The 19090-nt window shown below is 70.3% G+C and carries 17 protein-coding genes; 13 read left to right on the forward strand and 4 right to left on the reverse strand.

The genetic code is table 11. The features are described from left to right. Positions 1 to 9 precede the first annotated feature (9 nt). Both ACODT0_RS20075 and ACODT0_RS20080 read right to left on the reverse strand, forming a co-directional pair. The gene (locus ACODT0_RS20075; protein ID WP_489042126.1) at positions 10 to 1230 is read right to left on the reverse strand and encodes an MFS transporter; all 1221 of its coding nucleotides are present in this window, start codon (positions 1228 to 1230) and stop codon (positions 10 to 12) included. Between the two features lie 94 nt (positions 1231 to 1324). Next, positions 1325 to 3499 carry a malate synthase G gene (locus ACODT0_RS20080; protein ID WP_261209427.1) on the reverse strand — a complete coding sequence of 725 codons (2175 nt, stop codon included), beginning with the start codon at positions 3497 to 3499 and terminating at the stop codon, positions 1325 to 1327. Positions 3500 to 3797: 298 nt separating this feature from the next. Here ACODT0_RS20080 and hisC point away from each other — a divergent pair, with 298 nt between their 5' ends. Further along, positions 3798 to 4787, forward strand: coding sequence for a histidinol-phosphate transaminase (gene hisC / locus ACODT0_RS20085; protein WP_296735470.1), 990 nt, complete (start codon positions 3798 to 3800; stop codon positions 4785 to 4787). Positions 4788 to 4860: 73 nt separating this feature from the next. Then, positions 4861 to 5829, forward strand: a complete 969-nt coding sequence (locus tag ACODT0_RS20090; protein ID WP_489042127.1) for a Bug family tripartite tricarboxylate transporter substrate binding protein — start codon at positions 4861 to 4863, stop codon at positions 5827 to 5829. 226 nt (positions 5830 to 6055) lie between these two features. Here ACODT0_RS20090 and ACODT0_RS20095 read toward each other — a convergent pair whose 3' ends face one another. Next, entirely contained in the window at positions 6056 to 6796 is a 741-nt protein-coding gene (locus tag ACODT0_RS20095; RefSeq protein ID WP_489042128.1) for an IclR family transcriptional regulator, read from the reverse strand. A gap of 94 nt (positions 6797 to 6890) precedes the next feature. Here ACODT0_RS20095 and ACODT0_RS20100 point away from each other — a divergent pair, with 94 nt between their 5' ends. The 6 genes from ACODT0_RS20100 to ACODT0_RS20125 all read left to right on the forward strand — a co-directional run bounded on the left by ACODT0_RS20100 (position 6891) and on the right by ACODT0_RS20125 (position 13556). Beyond that, entirely contained in the window at positions 6891 to 7826 is a 936-nt protein-coding gene (locus tag ACODT0_RS20100; RefSeq protein WP_413761638.1) for a hydroxymethylglutaryl-CoA lyase, read from the forward strand. Beyond that, positions 7819 to 9009 carry a CaiB/BaiF CoA transferase family protein gene (locus ACODT0_RS20105; protein ID WP_489042129.1) on the forward strand — a complete coding sequence of 397 codons (1191 nt, stop codon included), beginning with the start codon at positions 7819 to 7821 and terminating at the stop codon, positions 9007 to 9009. The genes ACODT0_RS20100 and ACODT0_RS20105 overlap by 8 nt, the downstream gene beginning before the upstream one ends. Positions 9010 to 9013: 4 nt before the next feature. Beyond that, complete coding sequence (locus ACODT0_RS20110) at positions 9014 to 10006, forward strand: Bug family tripartite tricarboxylate transporter substrate binding protein (RefSeq protein ID WP_413761636.1); 993 nt, start codon at positions 9014 to 9016, stop codon at positions 10004 to 10006. Between the two features lie 65 nt (positions 10007 to 10071). After that, positions 10072 to 10998, forward strand: a complete 927-nt coding sequence (locus tag ACODT0_RS20115) for a LysR family transcriptional regulator (protein WP_057595568.1) — start codon at positions 10072 to 10074, stop codon at positions 10996 to 10998. A gap of 70 nt (positions 10999 to 11068) precedes the next feature. Continuing rightward, entirely contained in the window at positions 11069 to 11524 is a 456-nt protein-coding gene (locus tag ACODT0_RS20120) for a DUF2214 family protein (protein WP_057595571.1), read from the forward strand. 4 nt (positions 11525 to 11528) lie between these two features. Then, the gene (locus tag ACODT0_RS20125; RefSeq protein ID WP_489042130.1) at positions 11529 to 13556 is read left to right on the forward strand and encodes a spermidine synthase; all 2028 of its coding nucleotides are present in this window, start codon (positions 11529 to 11531) and stop codon (positions 13554 to 13556) included. 53 nt (positions 13557 to 13609) lie between these two features. On the opposite strand, the gene ACODT0_RS20130 is transcribed toward ACODT0_RS20125, so the two are convergent. After that, the gene (locus tag ACODT0_RS20130; protein WP_479671481.1) at positions 13610 to 13954 is read right to left on the reverse strand and encodes a hypothetical protein; all 345 of its coding nucleotides are present in this window, start codon (positions 13952 to 13954) and stop codon (positions 13610 to 13612) included. Positions 13955 to 14085: 131 nt separating this feature from the next. Between ACODT0_RS20130 and argS the strand changes: the two genes are divergently transcribed. The 5 genes from argS to lptB all read left to right on the forward strand — a co-directional run bounded on the left by argS (position 14086) and on the right by lptB (position 19087). Further along, entirely contained in the window at positions 14086 to 15771 is a 1686-nt protein-coding gene (argS, locus tag ACODT0_RS20135; protein WP_489042131.1) for an arginine--tRNA ligase, read from the forward strand. Between the two features lie 11 nt (positions 15772 to 15782). Beyond that, complete coding sequence (locus ACODT0_RS20140) at positions 15783 to 16547, forward strand: SPOR domain-containing protein (protein ID WP_057595594.1); 765 nt, start codon at positions 15783 to 15785, stop codon at positions 16545 to 16547. Positions 16548 to 16735: 188 nt separating this feature from the next. Continuing rightward, positions 16736 to 17383 (forward strand): thiol:disulfide interchange protein DsbA/DsbL, encoded by a 648-nt coding sequence (locus ACODT0_RS20145; protein WP_489042132.1) that lies wholly within the window; start codon positions 16736 to 16738, stop codon positions 17381 to 17383. Positions 17384 to 17582: 199 nt separating this feature from the next. Beyond that, positions 17583 to 18296 (forward strand): lipopolysaccharide transport periplasmic protein LptA, encoded by a 714-nt coding sequence (gene lptA, locus ACODT0_RS20150; protein ID WP_296735448.1) that lies wholly within the window; start codon positions 17583 to 17585, stop codon positions 18294 to 18296. Next, positions 18293 to 19087, forward strand: a complete 795-nt coding sequence (gene lptB, locus ACODT0_RS20155) for an LPS export ABC transporter ATP-binding protein (RefSeq protein WP_057595581.1) — start codon at positions 18293 to 18295, stop codon at positions 19085 to 19087. Before lptA ends, lptB begins: the two co-directional genes overlap by 4 nt. Positions 19088 to 19090: the final 3 nt, after the last annotated feature.

Genomic DNA, 19090 nt, shown 5'->3' on the forward strand with positions numbered 1-19090 from the left:
GTCTCAGCCTCAACGTTGAGCCGCGACCGCGCGCGGCAGCAGCAGGAAGGCCGTGGTACCCGCGGCCAGCATCAGCGCGATGGTGAGGAACACCGCGCGGAACGGCTCGACGCCGTTCGTGGCCGCCCACGAGGCGGCCACGCCGGTGGTCCACTGCATCAGCGAGACGCCGAGGAACATCGCCATGTTGAGCAGCGACAGCGCGCGCCCGGTCATCGCGGCCGGATAGGCGGCGCGCGTGTACGAGTACTGCAGCACCGAGTAGCCCGAGAGCAGGCCATAGAGAATAGGCAGGCCGATGTCGACCGCCAGCGACTGCGTGAACGCCATCAGCGCGAACATGATCGCGGCCGCCGAGGCGCAGCCCATGAGCCAGCGCCCGCGCCGCGCGCCGCCGGGATCGAGGCGGCCGAACAGGGCCGGGCTGATCATGCCCGCGACGGTCATCACCAGCGCGACGTTGCCGCTGCTCACGAGCGAGAGCCCGTGGCGGTCGTGCAGCACCGGGCCGAGCCACAGGCCGCGCAGGGTGATGAAGGCCGCGTACGAAACGCAGGCGAAGCACAGCAGGCCCAGCGTGTGCGGCATCGCGAACAGCGGCAGCAGTTCGCGCACCGCCTGGCCCAGCGTCTGGCGCTGCGTGGCCTGCGCATGCGGCGGCTCGTGCACGCGCCAGAACACGAAGCCCCACGACAGCACCGCGAAGCCCGCGAGGCAGGCATAGCCCGCGCGCCAGCTCGCGGCCTCGATCAAGAGCGCCAGCGGCGTGCCGGTGAACAGGATGCCCAGGCCCGCGAGGCTCATGACCAGGCCCGACATGGCGGTGAAGCGCGCGGCCTCGAAGTGGCGCGCGATGAACACGGTGCAGGCCAGGAAGGCCGGCGCGCAGCCGACGCCGATCATCGCCTGGCCGAGCAGCAGCCCGTGGAAGCTCTGCGCCAGCGCGCACAGCACCGCGCCCGCGATCGCGAGCGGAAAGGCCGTGAGCACCGTGCGGCGCACGCCGTACATGTCGATCGCCACGCCCATCGCGAGCTGCGTGGCACCGAACATGAAGTGGAAGGTGCCGGCCCACAGGCCGAGCGCCTGCGCCGTGAGGCCGAAGTGCTGCGAGAGCGGCGTGGCCATCATCGCGCCGACGGTGCGGAAGGCCTGGCTCAGCGCGAAGGCCGAGGCCAGCACGATCAGCATCGAGGTGGCCGAGCGTGCGCGGGCCGGGGAGAACGTCATGGGACAGCAGGAAACGGAGAGCGGCACGCATCCTAACCAGCCATGAAAAACGGCGCCCGAAGGCGCCGCGGTTCGCGAGTCGTTCGCTCGGCGATCAGGCTTCGCCCTTGACCTTCAGGCGCCAGGCATGCAGCAGCGGCTCGGTGTAGCCGCTGGGCTGCTCGATGCCCTTGAACACCAGGTCCTGCGCGGCCTTGTAGGCGGCCGAGGTGTCGAAGTGGCCGGCCATCGGCTGGTACAGCGGATCGCCGGCGTTCTGCCCGTCGACCACCTTGGCCATGCGCTGGAAGGTCTCGTCGACCTGCGCCTTGGTGACCACGCCGTGCAGCAGCCAGTTGGCGATGTGCTGGCTCGAGATGCGCAGCGTGGCGCGGTCTTCCATCAGGCCCACGTCGTGGATGTCGGGCACCTTCGAGCAGCCCACGCCCTGGTCGATCCAGCGCACCACGTAGCCGAGGATGCCCTGCACGTTGTTGTCGATCTCCTGCTGCTTCTCGGCCTCGGTCCACTTGGCTTCGGCGGCGATCGGCACCTGCAGCAGCGCGTTCAGGATGTTGTCGCGCTCGGCATCGGCGTCGATCTTCTCGAGCTCCTGCTGCACCGCGGTCACGCTGACCTGGTGGTAGTGCAGCGCATGCAGCGTGGCGGCGGTGGGCGAGGGCACCCAGGCGGTGTTGGCGCCGGCCTTCGGGTGGCCGATCTTCTGCTCGAGCATGGCGGCCATCAGGTCGGGCATGGCCCACATGCCCTTGCCGATCTGCGCCTTGCCGCGCAGGCCGCACGACAGGCCGACCAGCACGTTGTTCTTCTCGTAGGCGCCGATCCAGGCGCTGGCCTTCATGTCGCCCTTGCGGATCATCGGGCCGCCCTGCATGGCGGTGTGCATCTCGTCGCCGGTGCGGTCGAGGAAGCCGGTGTTGATGAAGGCCACGCGCGCGGCGGCCTCGGCGATGCAGGCCTTGAGGTTCACGCTGGTGCGGCGCTCCTCGTCCATGATGCCGAGCTTCACGGTGTTGGCCGGCAGGCCCAGCAGCTGCTCGACGCGGCCGAACAGCTCGCTCGCGAAGGCCACTTCGGCCGGGCCGTGCATCTTGGGCTTGACGATGTAGATGCTGCCGGTGCGCGAGTTGCCCTTGCGCTTGAGGTCGATCATCGCGATGGTGGTGGTCACCACGGCATCGAGGATGCCTTCGGGGATTTCCTTGCCGCCGTCGTACAGCACGGCCGGGTTGGTCATCAGGTGGCCCACGTTGCGCAGGAACATCAGCGAGCGGCCGTGCAGCTTGATCGGCTGGCCGTTGGCACCGGTGTATTCGCGGTCGGGGTTGAGGCCGCGCGTGAAGGTCTTGCCGCCCTTGGCGACTTCTTCCGTCAGCGTGCCCTGCACGATGCCGAGCCAGTTCGAGTAGGCGACCACCTTGTCGGCGGCATCGACCACGGCCACCGAGTCCTCGAGGTCGAGGATGGTCGACAGCGCGGCCTCGAGCACCAGGTCGCTGACGCCGGCGGCGTCGCTCTTGCCGATCGGCGTGGAGCGGTCGATGCGGATGTCGAGGTGGATGCCGTTGTGCTTGAGCAGCACCGACGACGGGGCCGAGGCATCGCCCTGGTAGCCGATGAACTGCGCGGGATCGGCCAGCGCGGTGCTGCTGCTCTGCAGCGCGACGACCAGCTGGCCGTCCTTCACGCTGTAGCCGGTGGCGTTCTTGTGCGAGCCGTTGACCAGCGGCGCGGCCTGGTCGAGCACGTTGCGCGCGAACTCGATGACCTTGGCGCCGCGCACGGGGTTGTAGCCCTTGCCCTTCTCGGCGCCGCCGGTCTCGGGGATGGCATCGGTGCCGTACAGCGCGTCGTACAGCGAGCCCCAGCGCGCGTTGGCGGCGTTGAGCGCATAGCGTGCGTTGAGGATCGGCACCACCAGCTGCGGGCCGGCCTGCTGCGCCAGTTCGGCGTCGACGTTGGCGGTGGTCGCCTTCGTGCCCTTGGGCTGCGGCAGCAGGTAGCCGATCTTCTCGAGGAAGGCGCGGTAGGCCGGCATGTCGGCGATCGGGCCGGGGTTCTTCTTGTGCCAGGCGTCGAGTTCGCTCTGCAGGCGGTCGCGTTCGGCGAGCAGCGCCACGTTCCTGGGCGCGAGGTCGGTGACGATGGCGTCGAAACCCTTCCAGAAGGTCTCGCTGGCCACGCCGCTGGCGGGCAGCACCTTCTCCTCGACGAAGCGGTGGAGTTCGGTCGCGACCTGGAGTCCGTGGGCGGTGGTGCGGGCGGTCATGTTTTCTCCTCGGGGACGAAATGCGATGCGGGGGATGTATTCGGGTTCGGGGCGCGCGCATGCGCGATCCATAAGCTCCACTTTATTGCATACCGTAGTGAAGAGTAATAGCTCAAAGCGGGATTAATCGATGACAAAAATGAATGTAATCAGCGCCGATCACTGTCATTGCGTTCACCCGCGGCCTGCAATGCGTTCACCCGCCCGCGGCTGCGGGAAGGGTAGGCCCCGATGGCCGCGCCGGGCCGGCCGGATAAATTTAACTTCTTAAATAAATCCGCCTTTCCGCACCGACGACATGACCGCCCCGAAGATCCTCCTGGCCTCCAACGAAAACCCGCTCGGCATGCCCGAGTCGGCGCGCCGCGCGGCCGCCGACGCGCTCGCGGGCGCCGGCACCTACCCCGACAGCAACGGCAGCGCGCTCAAGCAGGCGCTGGCCGCGCGCCTGGACGTGCCGCCCGAATGGCTGGTGCTGGGCAGCGGCTCGAGCGAGATCCTCGAGCTGGCCGCGCAGGTCAGCCTGAAGCCGGGCGAGAGCGTGGTCTATTCGCAGTACGGCTTCGTGGTCTACGCCCAGGCCACGGCGCATGCCCATGCGCGCGCCGTCGTGGTGCCGGCGCGCGACTTCGGCCACGACCTCGACGCGATGCGCGCGGCGATCGGCGAGGACACGCAGCTGGTCTTCGTCGCCAACCCCAACAACCCCACCGGCAGCTTCATCGAGGCCGCGCCGCTCGAGGCCTTCCTGCAGTCGGTGCCGGCGCACGTGACGGTGCTGCTCGACGAGGCCTACACCGAGTACCTCGCGCCCGCGCAGCGCTACGACAGCATCGGCTGGGTGCGGCGGCTGCCGAACCTGATCGTGGCGCGCACCTTCTCCAAGGCCTTCGGCCTCGCGGGCCTGCGCATCGGCTACGGCGTGGCGCAGCCCGCGCTGGCCGCGCGCATGAACGCGCAGCGCCCGCGCTTCAACGTCACGACGCCGGCGCTGGCCGCGGCCACGGCCGCGCTGGGCGATGCGGACTTCCTCGCGCGCAGCTACGAACTCAACACCGCCGGCCGCGCGCAGCTCGCCGCGGGCTTCGACGAGCTCGGCCTCGCGCACCTGCCCTCGTCGGGCAACTTCCTGGCGGTGAAGGTGGGCGACAGCGCCGCGGTGCATGCGCGCCTGCTGGCCGCGGGCATCGAGGTCTCGCTGCTGGGCAACTACGGCCTGGGCGAATGGCTGCGCGTCTCGATCGGCCTGCCCGAGCAGAACCGCGCGCTGCTGGCCGCCTTGCGCTGAAGAACGAAGAGATCCAGGGACGACGACACGACAACAACGCGACAGACCATCCACCCCCGAGGAGACAGACCCCATGAAACGCCGTCAGTTCGCAGCGCAGGCCGCTGCATTCGCCGCCGCCGTCGCCATCGCGCCGCGGTCCTTCGCGCAGGAGCGCACCCTGCGCATCCTGGTGGGCTTCCCGCCCGGCGGCTCGGCCGACGTGGTCGCGCGCCTGCTGGCCGACAAGATGCGCGTGACGCTCAACCAGAACGTCATCATCGACAACAAGCCCGGCGCCGCCGGCCGGCTCGCGCTCGGCGAGGTCAAGCGCGCGGCGCCCGACGGCAACACGCTGGTGTTCTCGCCGAGCGGCGCGCTGGTGATCCATCCGTGGCTCTACCCGAACCTCGGCTACGACCCGGTCAAGGACTTCACGCCGGTCGCGCTCGCGGGCACCTTCGACTTCGCGGTCACGGCCGGCCCCGGCGCGCCGGCCGGCGACCTGAAGGCGGTGCTGGCCTGGATGAAGGCCAATCCCACCAAGGCCAACTACGCGACCTCGGGCGCGGGCACGGTGCCGCACTTCGCGGGCCAGCTGCTGGCGCAGGCCTCGGGCGTGCCGATGACGCACGTGGCCTACCGCGGCGGCGCGCCGGCCGCGCAGGACCTGATCGGCGGCCAGGTGCCGCTGATGGTCGACACCGCCTCGGAGACCATCGAGCACCACCGCGCGGGCAAGGTGCGCATCCTCGCGATGACCGGCGCGCAGCGCAACCGCTCGCTGCCCGAGGTGCCCACGCTCAAGGAAGCCGGCATCGACGTCACGGCCAATGCCTTCTTCGGCCTCTACGGCCCGGCCGGCCTGCCGGCCGACACGGTGCAGCGCCTCGACCGCGCCGTGGCCGAGGCGCTGCGCGCGCCCGACGTGCAGGAGCGCATCTACGCGCTGGGCCTGGTGCCCACGCACGCCGGCCCGGCCGAACTCGCGGCCACGCAGGCGGCGCACCTGAAGATGTGGGAGCTGCCGATCAAGAACTCGGGCTTCAAGGCTGAAGGCTGAGGGCATCAAAAATACGGGCAGCCGGACGCGGAGGACGCGAAGGTTTCGCGAAGGGCGCAAAAGGAAACCTGAAAAAGTGGGCCGCCGCCATGGTGCCGCTGCGCCTCAGCAAGCCTTGTTCGGAGTGCGGTGACCGCGAGGCACGGCCCACCTCATTTCGGCTGTTCTTTCGCGTCCTTCGCGAAACCTTCGCGTCCTCTGCGTCCGGCTGCCCGATCCCGTTTTCCTAAACCAACCCCGTCAGTTCGCGTGCCGCTGAGCGCACCGCCTCGGCATGGCGCGCGTCGTAGCGATGCGCGGGCATGGTCAAGGTGACCGCCGCGGCCAGGCGGCCGTCGCCATGGAACACCGGCGCCGAGATGCCCGCGAGCTCGGCGCTGCGGTCGCCCACCAGCGCGCAGAAGCCCTGCGCACGGATCTCCTCGTAGCGCCGGCGCTCGGTGGCGGCGCGCGGCAGCTCGGCCTCGGGCCCCCACGCGATCAGCACGCGCGCGCCCGCGCCGCGGTCGTTGGGCAGCAGGTCGCCGGCACGCACGTGGTCGCGCACCACCTGCGGCGAATCGACGCGGAACTGGCACAGCCGCACCCAGCCCGTGCCCTGCGGCTGCCGCACGTGGTAGGCCGCGCTCTCGCCCGTGGCCGCGACCAGCGCGCGCAGCACCGGCAGCACGATGCGGTCGAGCGACTGCGCGGCCGCGTACAGCCCGTGCAGCCGCGCGATCTCCGAACCGAGCGCATAGCGGCCGTCGTCCTGGCGGCGGATCAGCCGTGCGTGCTCGAGCGAGGCGAGCAGGCGCAGCACCGTGCTCTTGTAGAGCTGCGTGCGCTCGGCGAACTGCGCGAGCGACAGCGCCTCGTCGCCGGGGCGGAAGGCACCGAGCAGGCTCAAGGCGCGGTCGACCGCGGCCGCGCCTCCGGGCGCGGCATCGCGGTCGGACATCGATTCGGTCTGGGCTTTGCGGGGCATGGGCAGGGTGCGTGGCTTGACAGCGATGCCGGGGCCGGCGTCTAATTCTGTTCTGCAAAATATAGTTCTGTCAGATAGAACTGTCAAATTTCCGATGACAACTCCCGATGTGCTCATCAGCGAGGTCGGTCCGCGCGACGGCCTCCAATCGGTCGCGGCCACCATGCCGACGGATTCCAAACTGCGCTGGATCGACGCGCTGCACGCCGCCGGCGTGCGCGAGATCGAGGTCGCTTCCTTCGTGCCCGCGAAGCTGCTGCCCCAGATGGCCGACGCGGCCGAGGTGGTGCGCCATGCGATCACCTTGCCCGGCCTCACCGTGATGGCGCTGGTGCCCAACCGCAAGGGCGCGCAGGCCGCGCTCGAGGCCGGCGTGCACAAGCTCACCATGCCGGTGTCGGCCAGCGTGGCGCATTCGCTGGCCAACGTGCGCAAGACGCCGACCGAGATGGTCGAGGAGGTGCGCGCCATCGCCGAGCTGCGGCGCGCGATCGCGCCGCAGGTGAAGCTCGAGGCCGGCATCTCCACCGCCTTCGGCTGCACCCTGCAGGGCCTGGTGCCCGAGGACGACGTGATCCGCCTCGCCGCCCAGTGCATCGAGGCCGGCGCCGACGAGTCGGGCCTGTCGGACACCGTGGGCTATGCCAATCCCGCGCAGGTGCGCCGCCTGTTCAAGCGCCTGCGCGCCGAACTCGGCGCCCACGCCGGCGCGGCCCACATGCACAACACGCGCGGCCTCGGCATCGCCAACTGCCTCGCGGCCTGGGACGAGGGCGTGCGCACCTTCGACGCCTCGCTCGGCGGCCTCGGCGGCTGTCCCTACGCGCCCGGCGCCTCGGGCAACGCGGTCACCGAGGACCTGGTTTTCATGTTCGAGGCCATGGGCGTGCGCACCGGCATCGACATCGAGAAGCTCATCGCGGCGCGCGCGCCGCTCATGGCCGGCCTGCCCGGCGAACCGGTCTACGGCATGACGCCCGAGGCCGGCCTGCCCAAGGGCTTCGCCCAGGAGAACACCGCCCATGGCTGATACGAATCCGCAGCCCTACGCCGGCGTGCGCGTGGTCGAGTTCACCCACATGGTGATGGGCCCGACCTGCGGCCTGATCCTGGCCGACCTCGGCGCCGAGGTCATCAAGGTCGAGCCGGTCGAGGGCGACAACACGCGCCGCCTGCTCGGCTCGGGCGCGGGCTTCTTCCCGACCTTCAACCGCAACAAGAAGAGCATCGCGCTCGACCTCAAGCAGCCCGAGGGCATCGAGGCCGCGCTGCGGCTGATCGCCACGGCCGACATCGTGAGCGAGAACTTCAAGCCCGGCACGATGAAGAAGCTGGGCCTCGACTACGACACGCTCAAGACCCTGCACCCGGGCCTGATCTACGTGAGCCACAAGGGCTTCCTGCCCGGTCCCTACGACCACCGCACCGCGCTCGACGAGGTGGTGCAGATGATGGGCGGCCTGGCCTACATGACCGGCCGCTCGGGCGATCCGCTGCGCGCGGGCACCAGCGTCAACGACATCATGGGCGGCATGTTCGGCGCCATCGGCGCGATGGCCGCGCTGCGCCAGCGCGAACTCACGGGCAAGGGCTGCGAGGTGCAGTCGGCGCTGTTCGAGAACAACGTGTTCCTGGTGGCGCAGCACATGATGCAGTTCGCCGCCACCGGCAAGCCGGCGGACCCGATGCCCAGCCGCATCTCGGCCTGGGCGGTGTACGACGTGTTCACCGTCAAGGACGGCGAGCAGATCTTCCTCGCGGCCGTCAGCGACAAGCAGTGGGCCGTGTTCTGCCAGGCCTTCGGCCTCGAGGAACTGGCGGCCGACCCGCGCCTGAAGACCAACAACGACCGCGTGCTGGCGCGCGAATGGATGATGCCGATCCTGCGCTCGCACCTCGCCGGGCGCAGCGCGGCCGAGCTCGCCGCGGTGTTCGAGCACAACGAGCTGCCGTTCGCGCCCATCACCAAGCCGCAGGCGCTGTTCGACGACCCGCACCTCAACGCCACCGGCGGCCTCGCGCCGGTGCGCATGAACGACGGCCACATGGCCAAGGTGCCGCTGGCACCGTTCACCCTCGACGGCCAGCGGCCCGGCATCCGCCTTCAGCCGCCGCGCCTGGGCGAGCACACCGTCGAGCTGCTGCGCGAAGCCGGCTACGACGACGCAGCGATCGAGGCGCTCCGGCGCCGCCACATCACCACAGGAGACTGATCCCATGACATCCATCCCACGGCGCGGCCTGCTGGCCGGCGCCGCGACCGCGTTCGCCTGCGCCCTGGCGCTCAGCGCCTGGCCGGCCCATGCCGACACCGCCTGGCCCGACAAGCCGGTGCGCCTGGTCGTGCCCTACACGCCGGGCGGCGCCACCGACATCGTTTCGCGGCTGGTCGCGCAGAAGCTCGCCGAGGACACGAAGTGGAGCTTCATCGTCGACAACCGCGCGGGCGGCAACGGCAACATCGGCATCGACGTGGTCGCCAAGGCCAAGCCCGACGGCTACACCATCGGCATGGGCCAGACCGCGAACCTCGCGATCAACCCGACGCTGTTCCCGAAGATGCCCTACGACGCGCTGAAGGACGTGGTGCCGGTCTCGGTCGTCGCCGCGCAGCCCGTGGTGCTGGTGGTGCGCGCCGATTCGCCCTACCGCTCGCTGGCCGACTTCGTCGCCGCGGCCAAGGCCAGGCCCGGCGAGATCAAGCAGGCGCTGGCCGGCACCGGCACCCTGGGCCACATGGCCGGCGAGGTGCTCGCCAAGCGCGTGGGCTTCAAGGTGCTCAACGTGCCCTACAAGGGCGCGGCACCGGCCATCACCGACCTGCTCGGCGGCCAGACCGACTGCATGTTCGCGACGCCGCAGGGCGCGCTGTCGATGGTCAAGGCCGGCAAGCTGCGCGCACTGGCCGTGACCTCGGCCAAGCGGCTGCCGGTGATGCCCGACATCCCCACCGTGGCCGAGACCTACAAGGGCTTCGAGGCGGTCGACTGGAAGGCGGTGGTGGTGCCAGCGGGCACGCCGAGCGAGATCGTGAAGAAGCTCAACGCCGCGATCGACAAGGCGCTGGCCAAGCCCGCGACCATCGCGCAGCTGCAGGCCGAGGGCAGCATGCCGGTGGGCGGCAGTCCCGAGCAGGCGGCGCAGTACGTGCGCGCCGAGCATGCGCGCTGGGGCGCGGCGGTGCGCGAGGCCGGGGTGCAGCCCGAATAGCCGGTTCCCGGGGATGAGCCCGCGCGGCGCCGGGCTTCCCGCCGCCTCTATATAGTTCGGGCGCCATGGACCGCCTGAAGCAGCTCGAATCCTTCGTCTCGGTCGCCACGCGCGGCAGCCTCACCGCGGCCGCCAAGGCCGAGGGCGTGGCGCCCGCGATCATGGGGCGCCGGCTCGATGCGCTCGAGGAGCGCCTGGGCGTGAAGCTTTTGGTTCGCACCACGCGGCGCATCACGCTCACGCACGAGGGCAGCGCCTTCCTCGAGGACTGCCAGCGCCTGCTGGTGGAGTTCGCCAATGCCGAGGCCAGCGTGAGCGCGGGCGGCGTCAAGGCCAGCGGCCACCTGCGCGTGACCGCGCCCGCGGGCTTCGGCCGGCGCCATGTCGCGCCGCTGGTGCCGCGCTTCCATGCGCTGCATCCCGAGGTGACGATCTCGCTGAACCTCAGCGACCGCGTGGTCGACGTGGCCGGCGAGAGCTTCGATTGCGCGGTGCGCGTGGGCGACCTGCCCGATTCCTCGCTGGTCAGCGTGCGACTTGCCGACAACCGGCGCCGCTGCGTGGCCACGCCCGAGTTCGTGCTGCGCCACGGCGCGCCGCGCCATCCGAACGAGCTCACGCGCTTCGCCTGCCTGGCGCTCACCAGCGACGCCTCGCAGACGCGCGGCTGGGCCTTCCGCATTCCCGACGACCAGGGCGGCCACGAGCTGATCCACCTGCGGCCCAGCGGCCCGCTCGACTGCTCCGACGGCCAGGTGCTGCACGACTGGTGCCTGGCCGGCCACGGCATCGCCTGGCGCAGCACCTGGGAGGTCGAGGCCGAGATCGACGCCGGACTGCTGGTGCCGCTGCTCGACGAGTTCGCGGCGCCGCCCAATGGCATCTACGCGGTGTTCGCGGGCGCCAAGCACCTGCCGCTGCGGGTGCGACTGTGGCTTGATTTCCTCAAAGACCAATACGGGCGGCCCGAATTCTGGGGTGGACGGACCTGAGCCGGGCGCGTGGCTGCACAATCTGTTTGCATTTGCAAACCCCACGCGCCCCGACGAAGAGAACGCCACGATGACCCTCGAAGCCATCCTCGCCTACCTGCATCTGCTGGCCATCCTCACGATGGTCGTCTTCATCGCCAGCGAGGCGGCGCTGTGCCGCGTCGAGTGGCTCAATGCCGCGGTGGTCGAGCGGCTCGCGCGCGTCGACATGGTCTACGGCATCGCCGCCGTGGCCGTGCTGCTGACCGGCATCGCGCGCACCCTCTGGGGCGTGAAGGGCACGGCCTGGTACTGGACCAACCCGCTGCTGCACCTGAAGCTGGGCCTGTTCATCGTGGTCGGCGTGCTGTCGATCTTCCCGACCCTGAACTACCTGCGCTGGCGCAAGGCGCTGCGCGCCGGCGGCACGCTGCCGTCGGAGGTCGAGGTCAAGAAGACGCGCAAGCTGGTGATGATCCAGGCCCACCTGATCGCCGTGATCCCGCTGGCGGCGGTGTTCTTCGCGCGCGGCTTCGGCAGCAAGTAGTCGCATGGCGAGCGCCGGCATCCAGCTCCTGTTTGCCGGCACGATCTTCGGCAGCGCCTTCCTTCTCTTCCTCGTCCAGCCGCTGATCGCCAAGCAGATCCTGCCGTGGTTCGGCGGCTCGGCCGCCGTGTGGTCGATCTGCATGGTGTTCTTCCAGGTCGCGCTGCTCGCGGGTTACGCCTATTCGGACTGGATCTCGCGCCACCTGCGCATGCGCGCGCAGGCGCTGCTGCATGTGGCGCTGCTGCTCGCGAGCCTGGCCTTCCTGCCGATCGTGGCCGGCGCGCAGTGGAAGCCGGCCGGCGCCGAGGACCCGGCCTGGCGCATCCTGGGCCTGCTGGTCGGCACCATCGGCCTGCCGTATTTCCTGCTCTCGACCACCGGCCCGCTGGTGCAGTCCTGGGTGTCGCGCACGCCCTGGGGGGCGCGCGTGTACCGGTACTTCTCGCTCTCGAACCTCGCATCGCTGCTCTCGCTGCTGAGCTACCCGGTGCTGATCGAGCCGCGCAGCACGCTGATGCAGCAGGCCATCGGCTGGTCGTGGGGCTACGCGGGCTTCGTCGTGCTCTGCGCGGGCACCACGCTGTACATGGCGCGCCGCTGGAGCCGTGACCTGCCGGCCGCCGTATCCACCGATGCGCCCGTCGCCGCGCCGCGCCGCATCGACCAGCTGCTGTGGCTCGCGCTGCCCGCGCTCGGCTCCTGGCTGCTCTTGGCCGTCACCAACCACATCACGCAGAACATCGCGACCGTGCCCTTCCTCTGGGTGCTGCCGCTGTCGCTCTACCTGCTGACTTTCGTGCTGTGCTTCGAGAGCGATCGCTGGTACCGGCGCGGCCTGTTCGTGCCGCTCGCGGCCGCGATGCTGGCGCTGTGCGCCTACCAGCTGCAGGACGGCGCCGGGCTCAAGATCCACACCGCGCTGACGATCCACGTGGCGGGCCTGTTCGTGCTGTGCATGTTCCTGCATGGCGAGACCGCGCGGCTGCGGCCCGGCCCCGCGCACCTCACGCGCTTCTACCTGATGCTGTCGCTGGGCGGCGCCATCGGCGGCGTGACGGTCGGGCTGGGCGCGCCCTATCTGCTGCCGGCCTACTACGAGCTCGGCATCGGGCTGGTGCTGGCGGCGCTGCTCGGCGCGCTGGTGCTGCGCGCGCGCTGGCTGCTGTGGGTGCCCGGCGTGGGGCTCGCGGCCTGCTGCGCCTGGCTGCTCTCGGAGCAGGTGCGCAGCGACCACGAGGGCCTGCGCACCCTGGGGCGCAATTTCTACGGCTCGATGCACACCTACGACGTGCGGCGCCAGGACCCGCCCGACTACGTGCGCCAGTTCGTCCACGGCTCGATCAAGCATGGCGAGCAGTTCCTCTCGCCCGAGCGCCGCCGCGAACCCACCACCTATTACGGCGCCACCTCGGGCATCGGCCGCGCCATCGAGGCGCTGCCGATCGGCGCGCGCCGCGTCGGACTGATCGGCCTGGGCGCCGGCACGCTCGCGGCCTACGGGCGCACGGGCGACGTCTACCGTTTCTACGAGATCAACCCCGAGGTGTTCGACATCGCGGACCGCGAATTCACCTTCCTGCGCGACAGCCGCGCGCGGATCGAGCGCGTGCTCGGCGACGCGCGGCTGGCGCTGGAGCGCGAAAGCGGCCAGGGCTTCGACGTGCTGGCGGTCGATGCCTTCTCGGGCGACTCGGTGCCGGTGCACCTGCTGACCGCGCAGGCCATGCAGGTCTATCTGCGGCACCTGCGGCCCGACGGCGTGGTGGCCTTCCACGTCACCAACCACTTCCTCGCGCTCGCGCCCGTGGTGGCCCGCATCGCGCAGTCGCAGGGGCTGCACGCGGTGCTGGTCAGCGACGACGCGGAGGATTCGGCCTGGCTGCACGCCACCGACTGGGTGCTGGTGGCGCGCGATCCGCAGGCGCTGGCGCGGCCGCCGATCGCGGCGGCGGCCCAGCCGATCGCGATCGACCCGGCCGCGCGGCCCTGGACCGACGACTACAACAACCTGCTGGGCGTGCTCAAGTAACAAAGCCCGCACGAGGCGGGCTTTGTTTACACAGGTTGCGGAGAAAAGCGGTCTCAGCCCTTGGCGGCGTCCGCCTCGCACTTCTTCATGAAGCTGTTCTTGGCGGCGCCGGCGAGCGCCTTGCCGTTCTTGTCGACCGCCTTGGCGGCGCAGGCGGGGGCGGCGGCGGCCTTGGCTTCCTTCTCGCACTTCTTGATCGAGCTGGCCTTGGCGGCGCCGGCCAGGGCCTTGCCGTTCTTGTCGACGGCCTTGGCTTCGCAGCCGCCGGCGGCTGCGGCGGGGGCCGCCGCGGCGGGAGCGGCCGGGGTGGCGGCCTTGTCCTGGGCCTGGGCGGCGCCGAAGGAAAGGCAGGCGCCGAGCGCGATGGTGGAGGCGACCAGGGAAAGGAGCTTCTTCATGGTGTGTGTCCTTGCAAGTGGGTTGTGACAGTGGCTGCCCCGCCTCGGGGTTGACCATCGTAACGGCCAAGGTCGACGGTTGGATGACGATCGTCAACTGCGGCCGAGTTTGCCCCCGGTAAAATTCCACGATGCTATTGGTCAAACAGGAGCTGCTCGCGGCGCTCGCGAACACGCTCGAATCCCTCTCTCCCGGCGCCGGCCTCAAGGCCGCGTTCGAGTCCCCCAAGGTCGCGGCCCACGGCGACTTCGCCAGCAATGCCGCCATGCAGCTGGCGAAGCCGCTCGGCCGCAAGCCGCGCGAACTCGCCGAGGAACTGAGCGCCGCGCTGCTCGCCACCCCCGCCTTCGCCCAATGGGTCCAGGCGGTCGAGATCGCCGGCCCCGGCTTCCTCAACATCCGCCTGAAGACCGCCGCCAAGCAGCAGGTGGTGCGCGAGGTGCTCGACGCGGGCGCCGCCTTCGGCCAGCGCCCGGCCACCGGCGAGAAGGTGCTGGTCGAGTTCGTCTCGGCCAACCCCACCGGCCCGCTGCACGTGGGCCACGGCCGCCAGGCCGCGCTCGGCGACGCCATCTGCAACCTGCGCGCCTCGCAGGGCGAGCAGGTCTGGCGCGAGTACTACTACAACGACGCCGGCGTGCAGATCCAGACCCTGGCCAACAGCACGCAGCTGCGCGCGCGCGGCTTCAAGCCCGGCGACGCCGAATGGCCGAGCGGCGAGAAGGCCGCGGCCTACAACGGCGACTACATCGCCGACATCGCGGCCGACTTCATCGCGAAGAAGACCGTGAAGTCGGAGGACCGCGAGGTCACGGCCAACGGCGACATCGAGGACCTGGACGCGATCCGCGAGTTCGCCGTCGCCTACCTGCGCCGCGAGCAGGACCTGGACCTGCAGGCCTTCCGCGTGCGCTTCGACCAGTACTACCTCGAGTCCAGCCTCTACACCAGCGGCCGCGTCGAGCGCGCGGTGGCGCAGCTGGTCGCCGCGGGCAAGACCTACGAGCAGGACGGCGCGCTGTGGCTCAAGTCGACCGACTACGGCGACGACAAGGACCGCGTGATGAAGAAGCAGGACGGCACGTACACCTACTTCGTGCCCGACGTCGCCTATCACATCGCCAAGTGGGAGCGCGGCTTCCACAAGGTCATCAACATCCAGGGCACCGACCACCACGGCACCATCGCGCGCGTGCGCGCCGGGCTGCAAGCGGCGGGCGAAGGCATCCCCGAGGGCTACCCCGACTACGTGCTGCACACCATGGTGCGCGTCACCAAGGGCGGCGAGGAGGTCAAGATCAGCAAGCGCGCCGGCAGCTACGTCACGCTGCGCGACCTGATCGAGTGGACCAGCACCGACGCCGTGCGCTTCTTCCTGCTGAGCCGCAAGCCGGACACCGAATACACCTTCGACGTCGACCTGGCCGTGGCGCAGAACAACGACAACCCGGTGTACTACGTGCAGTACGCGCATGCGCGCATCTGCAAGATGATCCGGGACTGGGGTGGCGATGTCGCCTCGCTGAGCGCGGTCGATCTGTCCGCACTGGAGGCGCCGCAGGCCCAGACGCTGATGCTGCAGCTGGCCAAGTACCCCGAAATGCTGAGCGCCGCTTCCAAGGACTTCGCGCCGCACGACGTGACCTTCTATTTGCGCGAGCTCGCAGCCAATCTGCATAGCTACTACGACGCGGAGCGCGTGCTGGTCGATGACGACGCCGTGAAGAAAGCGCGCCTGGCGCTCGTCGCCGCCTGCGCGCAGGTGCTGCACAATGGCCTCGCGATTCTCGGCGTCACCGCGCCGAGCAAGATGTGAACCCCCTCACCATGAAGAAGACAACCAGACAACGCGGCAACATCGTCATCGGCCTGATCATCGGGCTGGTGCTCGGCCTTGGCGTCGCGCTGGGCATCGCGGTCTACGTGACCAAGGTGCCGATCCCCTTCGTCACCAAGACGCAGCGCGGCGGTGCCGAGCAGGACGAGGCCGAGGCGCGCAAGAACCGCGACTGGGACCCGAACGCCCCGCTGGCCGGCAAGCCGCAGCAGCCCCGTCCCGCGGCCGCCGGCCCGGTCGGCGCGCCGCCTTCCGGCGACAACGCCAATCCCGCCACCGCCGCGGTCTCGCCCGGCACCCCGCCGCCCACGGCACCGGTGCCGGTGGTGGTCGCGCCCAAGCCCGCGCGGCCCGCGCCGGTGCCGGCCGAAGCCAACGCGCTGCCGCCCTCGAACGATCCGCTCGGCGACCTGGCCCGGGCCCGCGCCGGCAGCGTCGGCGGCAGCACCACGGTGGCCGCCGCCCCGTCGTCGAGCAGCGGCAATGCCGCGGCCGCCACCGGCTCCGGCGGCGCCGATCCCTTCATGTACTTCGTGCAGGCCGGCGCCTTCCGCACCACCGAGGACGCCGAGGCGCAGCGCGCCAAGCTCTCGCTGATGGGCGTCGAGGCCCGCGTGACCGAGCGCGAGCAGGCCGGCCGCACCGTCTACCGCGTGCGCGCCGGTCCGTTCAACAAGAAGGACGACGCCGACCGCCTCAAGGAACGGATGGACGGCGCCGGCCTCGACTCGGCGCTGGTGCGCGTCCAGCGCTGAGCGCCGTCCGGGCCGGGGGAGGGCACCATCCTGTGGTGGCCTTTCCCGACAACGGTCATGGTTTTTCTTTAAGCTTCGCCGCGGTCCGCGCCGCCCCCGGTTTCCCGGAGCCCCGAGCACCGCGCGCGGGAACTCCGCTTCACCGGCCCGGCTCAGTCTGCCGTCTATCAACTGGAGAGCTCTTTCCCATGAAACGTCGTGATTTCTCGCTGGCCGCCGCCGCCGGTTCGCTCGGACTGCTGGCCCACCTGCCGGCGCAGGCCCAGGCCCGCGCGCCCAAGGCCGGCACCGAATACCTCGTGCTCGACAAGCGCGTGCCGGTCGATGCGCCGGCCGGCAAGATCGAGGTGATCGAGTTCTTCTCGTACAACTGCCCGCACTGCAACGACTTCGAGCCCGCGCTCGAGGCCTGGGCCAAGAGCAAGCCCGCCGACGTGGTGCTGCGCCGCGTGCCGGTGCCCTTCGTGGGCAACGACGTCGAAGCCAAGCAGCGCCTGTACTACACGCTCGAGGCAATGGGCAAGGTCGACGAGTACCAGCCCAAGGTCTTCAGCGCCATCCACGCCCAGCGCCAGAACGTCAACGGCGACGCCAACATCGTGGCCTGGGCCGAGAAGAGCGGCCTCGACGCCGCGAAGTTCAAGGAGCTGTTCACCTCCTTCGGCGTGGCGAGCAAGGCCAAGCGCGCCTCGCAGCTGACCGACGCCTACAAGGTGGCCGGCGTGCCCGCGCTGGCCGTGGCCGGCCGCTGGTACGTGGACGGCGAGACCGCCGGCAACATGAACAAGGCGCTGGCGGTCACCAATTACCTGATCGGCGAAGCCCGCAAAGGTTGATTTCGATTTCGTGGCCGCCGGGAGGCCGGGCCCCATCGAGGGTTCCGGGGCGGCCGGGCCGTCATTCGGCCGGTCGGCAGAACGCGGGGCGATCCCGCGGGGTGCCGTGCCCGGGTTCGCCGCCCCGGGGCTTTTTCATCCGCGCGCATGGGTCTGGCGCGATGGGCCGCATACAATGCAGAGCAAGTTTCGTGCCTCTATGACATCGCACTCTCACCCCACCTCCTCCCTTCGCCGCACCGGCCGCCTCGTGCTGGCCGCGCTGCTGCTGGCCGGCTCCGCCGCCACGGCCCTGGCCGAAACGGCCGACCGGACCAAGCCGATGAACATCGAATCCGATTCGATGCGCTACGACGATCTCAAGCAGACCAGCGTCTTCACCGGCAACGTGGTGGTCACCAAGGGCACCATCATCATCCGCGGTGCGCGCATCGACGTGCGCCAGGACCCCGAGGGCTACCAGTACGGCGTGGTCACCGCGGCGCCCGGCAAGCTCGCCTATTACAAGCAGAAGCGCAACGGCAACGGCGACGAGTGGATCGAGGGCGAGTCCGAGGTCATCGAGTACGACAGCCGCGCCGACAACGTCAAGTTCATCCGCCGCGCCGTCATGCGCCGCCTGGTCGGCGCCACGCCCAACGACGAGAGCAGCGGCGCGCTGATCGTCTACGACCAGAGCAACGACACCTACACCGTCAACGGCTCGACCGTGCCGCCGAACGCCGGCGTGTCGGCACCGGGCGGCGGCGGCCGCGTCAAGGCCATCCTCACGCCGAAGTCGGCCGCGCCCGCGGCACCGGGCGCCTCGGCCCCGGCCACGCGCCGTCCCGCGGCCCCGGCGGCCACGCCGGCCCCGGGCGCCGGCCTGCGCCCGAGCACCACGCTCAGCGGCGAAGCGGAAGAGCGCAAGTGATCGAAGCCGCCGGAACCCAGGAAGCCAACGGCGTGCCGGGCAGCCGCCTCGTCGCGCGCGGCCTGCAGAAGAGCTATGGCAGCCGCAAGGTGGTCAAGGACGTCTCGCTCGACGTGCAGAAGGGCGAAGTCGTCGGACTGCTCGGCCCCAACGGCGCCGGCAAGACCACCTCGTTCTACATGATCGTCGGGCTGGTGCGCGCCGACGCGGGCGAGATCTCCATCGACGGCGAGCCGATCGCCCACATGCCGATCCACCGCCGCGCGCGCATGGGCCTGAGCTACCTGCCGCAGGAAGCCTCGATCTTCCGCAAGCTCACGGTCGAGGAGAACGTGCGCGCGGTGCTCGAGCTGCAGCGCGAACCCGACGCCAACGGCCGGCCGCAGGCGCTGTCGAAGCAGCGCATGGAAGAGCGCCTGTCGGAACTGCTGGCCGACCTGCGCGTCGACCACCTGCGCGATTCGCCCGCGCTCGCGCTGTCGGGCGGCGAACGCCGCCGCGTCGAGATCGCGCGCGCGCTGGCCACCCAGCCGCGCTTCATCCTGCTCGACGAGCCCTTCGCCGGCATCGACCCGATCGCGGTGATCGAGATCCAGCGCATCATCAGCTTCCTGAAGGAACGCGGGATCGGCGTGCTCATCACCGACCACAACGTGCGCGAGACGCTGGGCATCTGCGATCACGCCTTCATCATCAGCGACGGCCATGTGCTGGCACAGGGCACGCCCTCGGAGATCGTCGACAACGCCGAAGTGCGCCGGGTCTACCTGGGCGAGCACTTCCGCATGTGATGA

The sequence above is a fragment of the Variovorax sp. FG153 genome, from assembly GCF_057809595.1.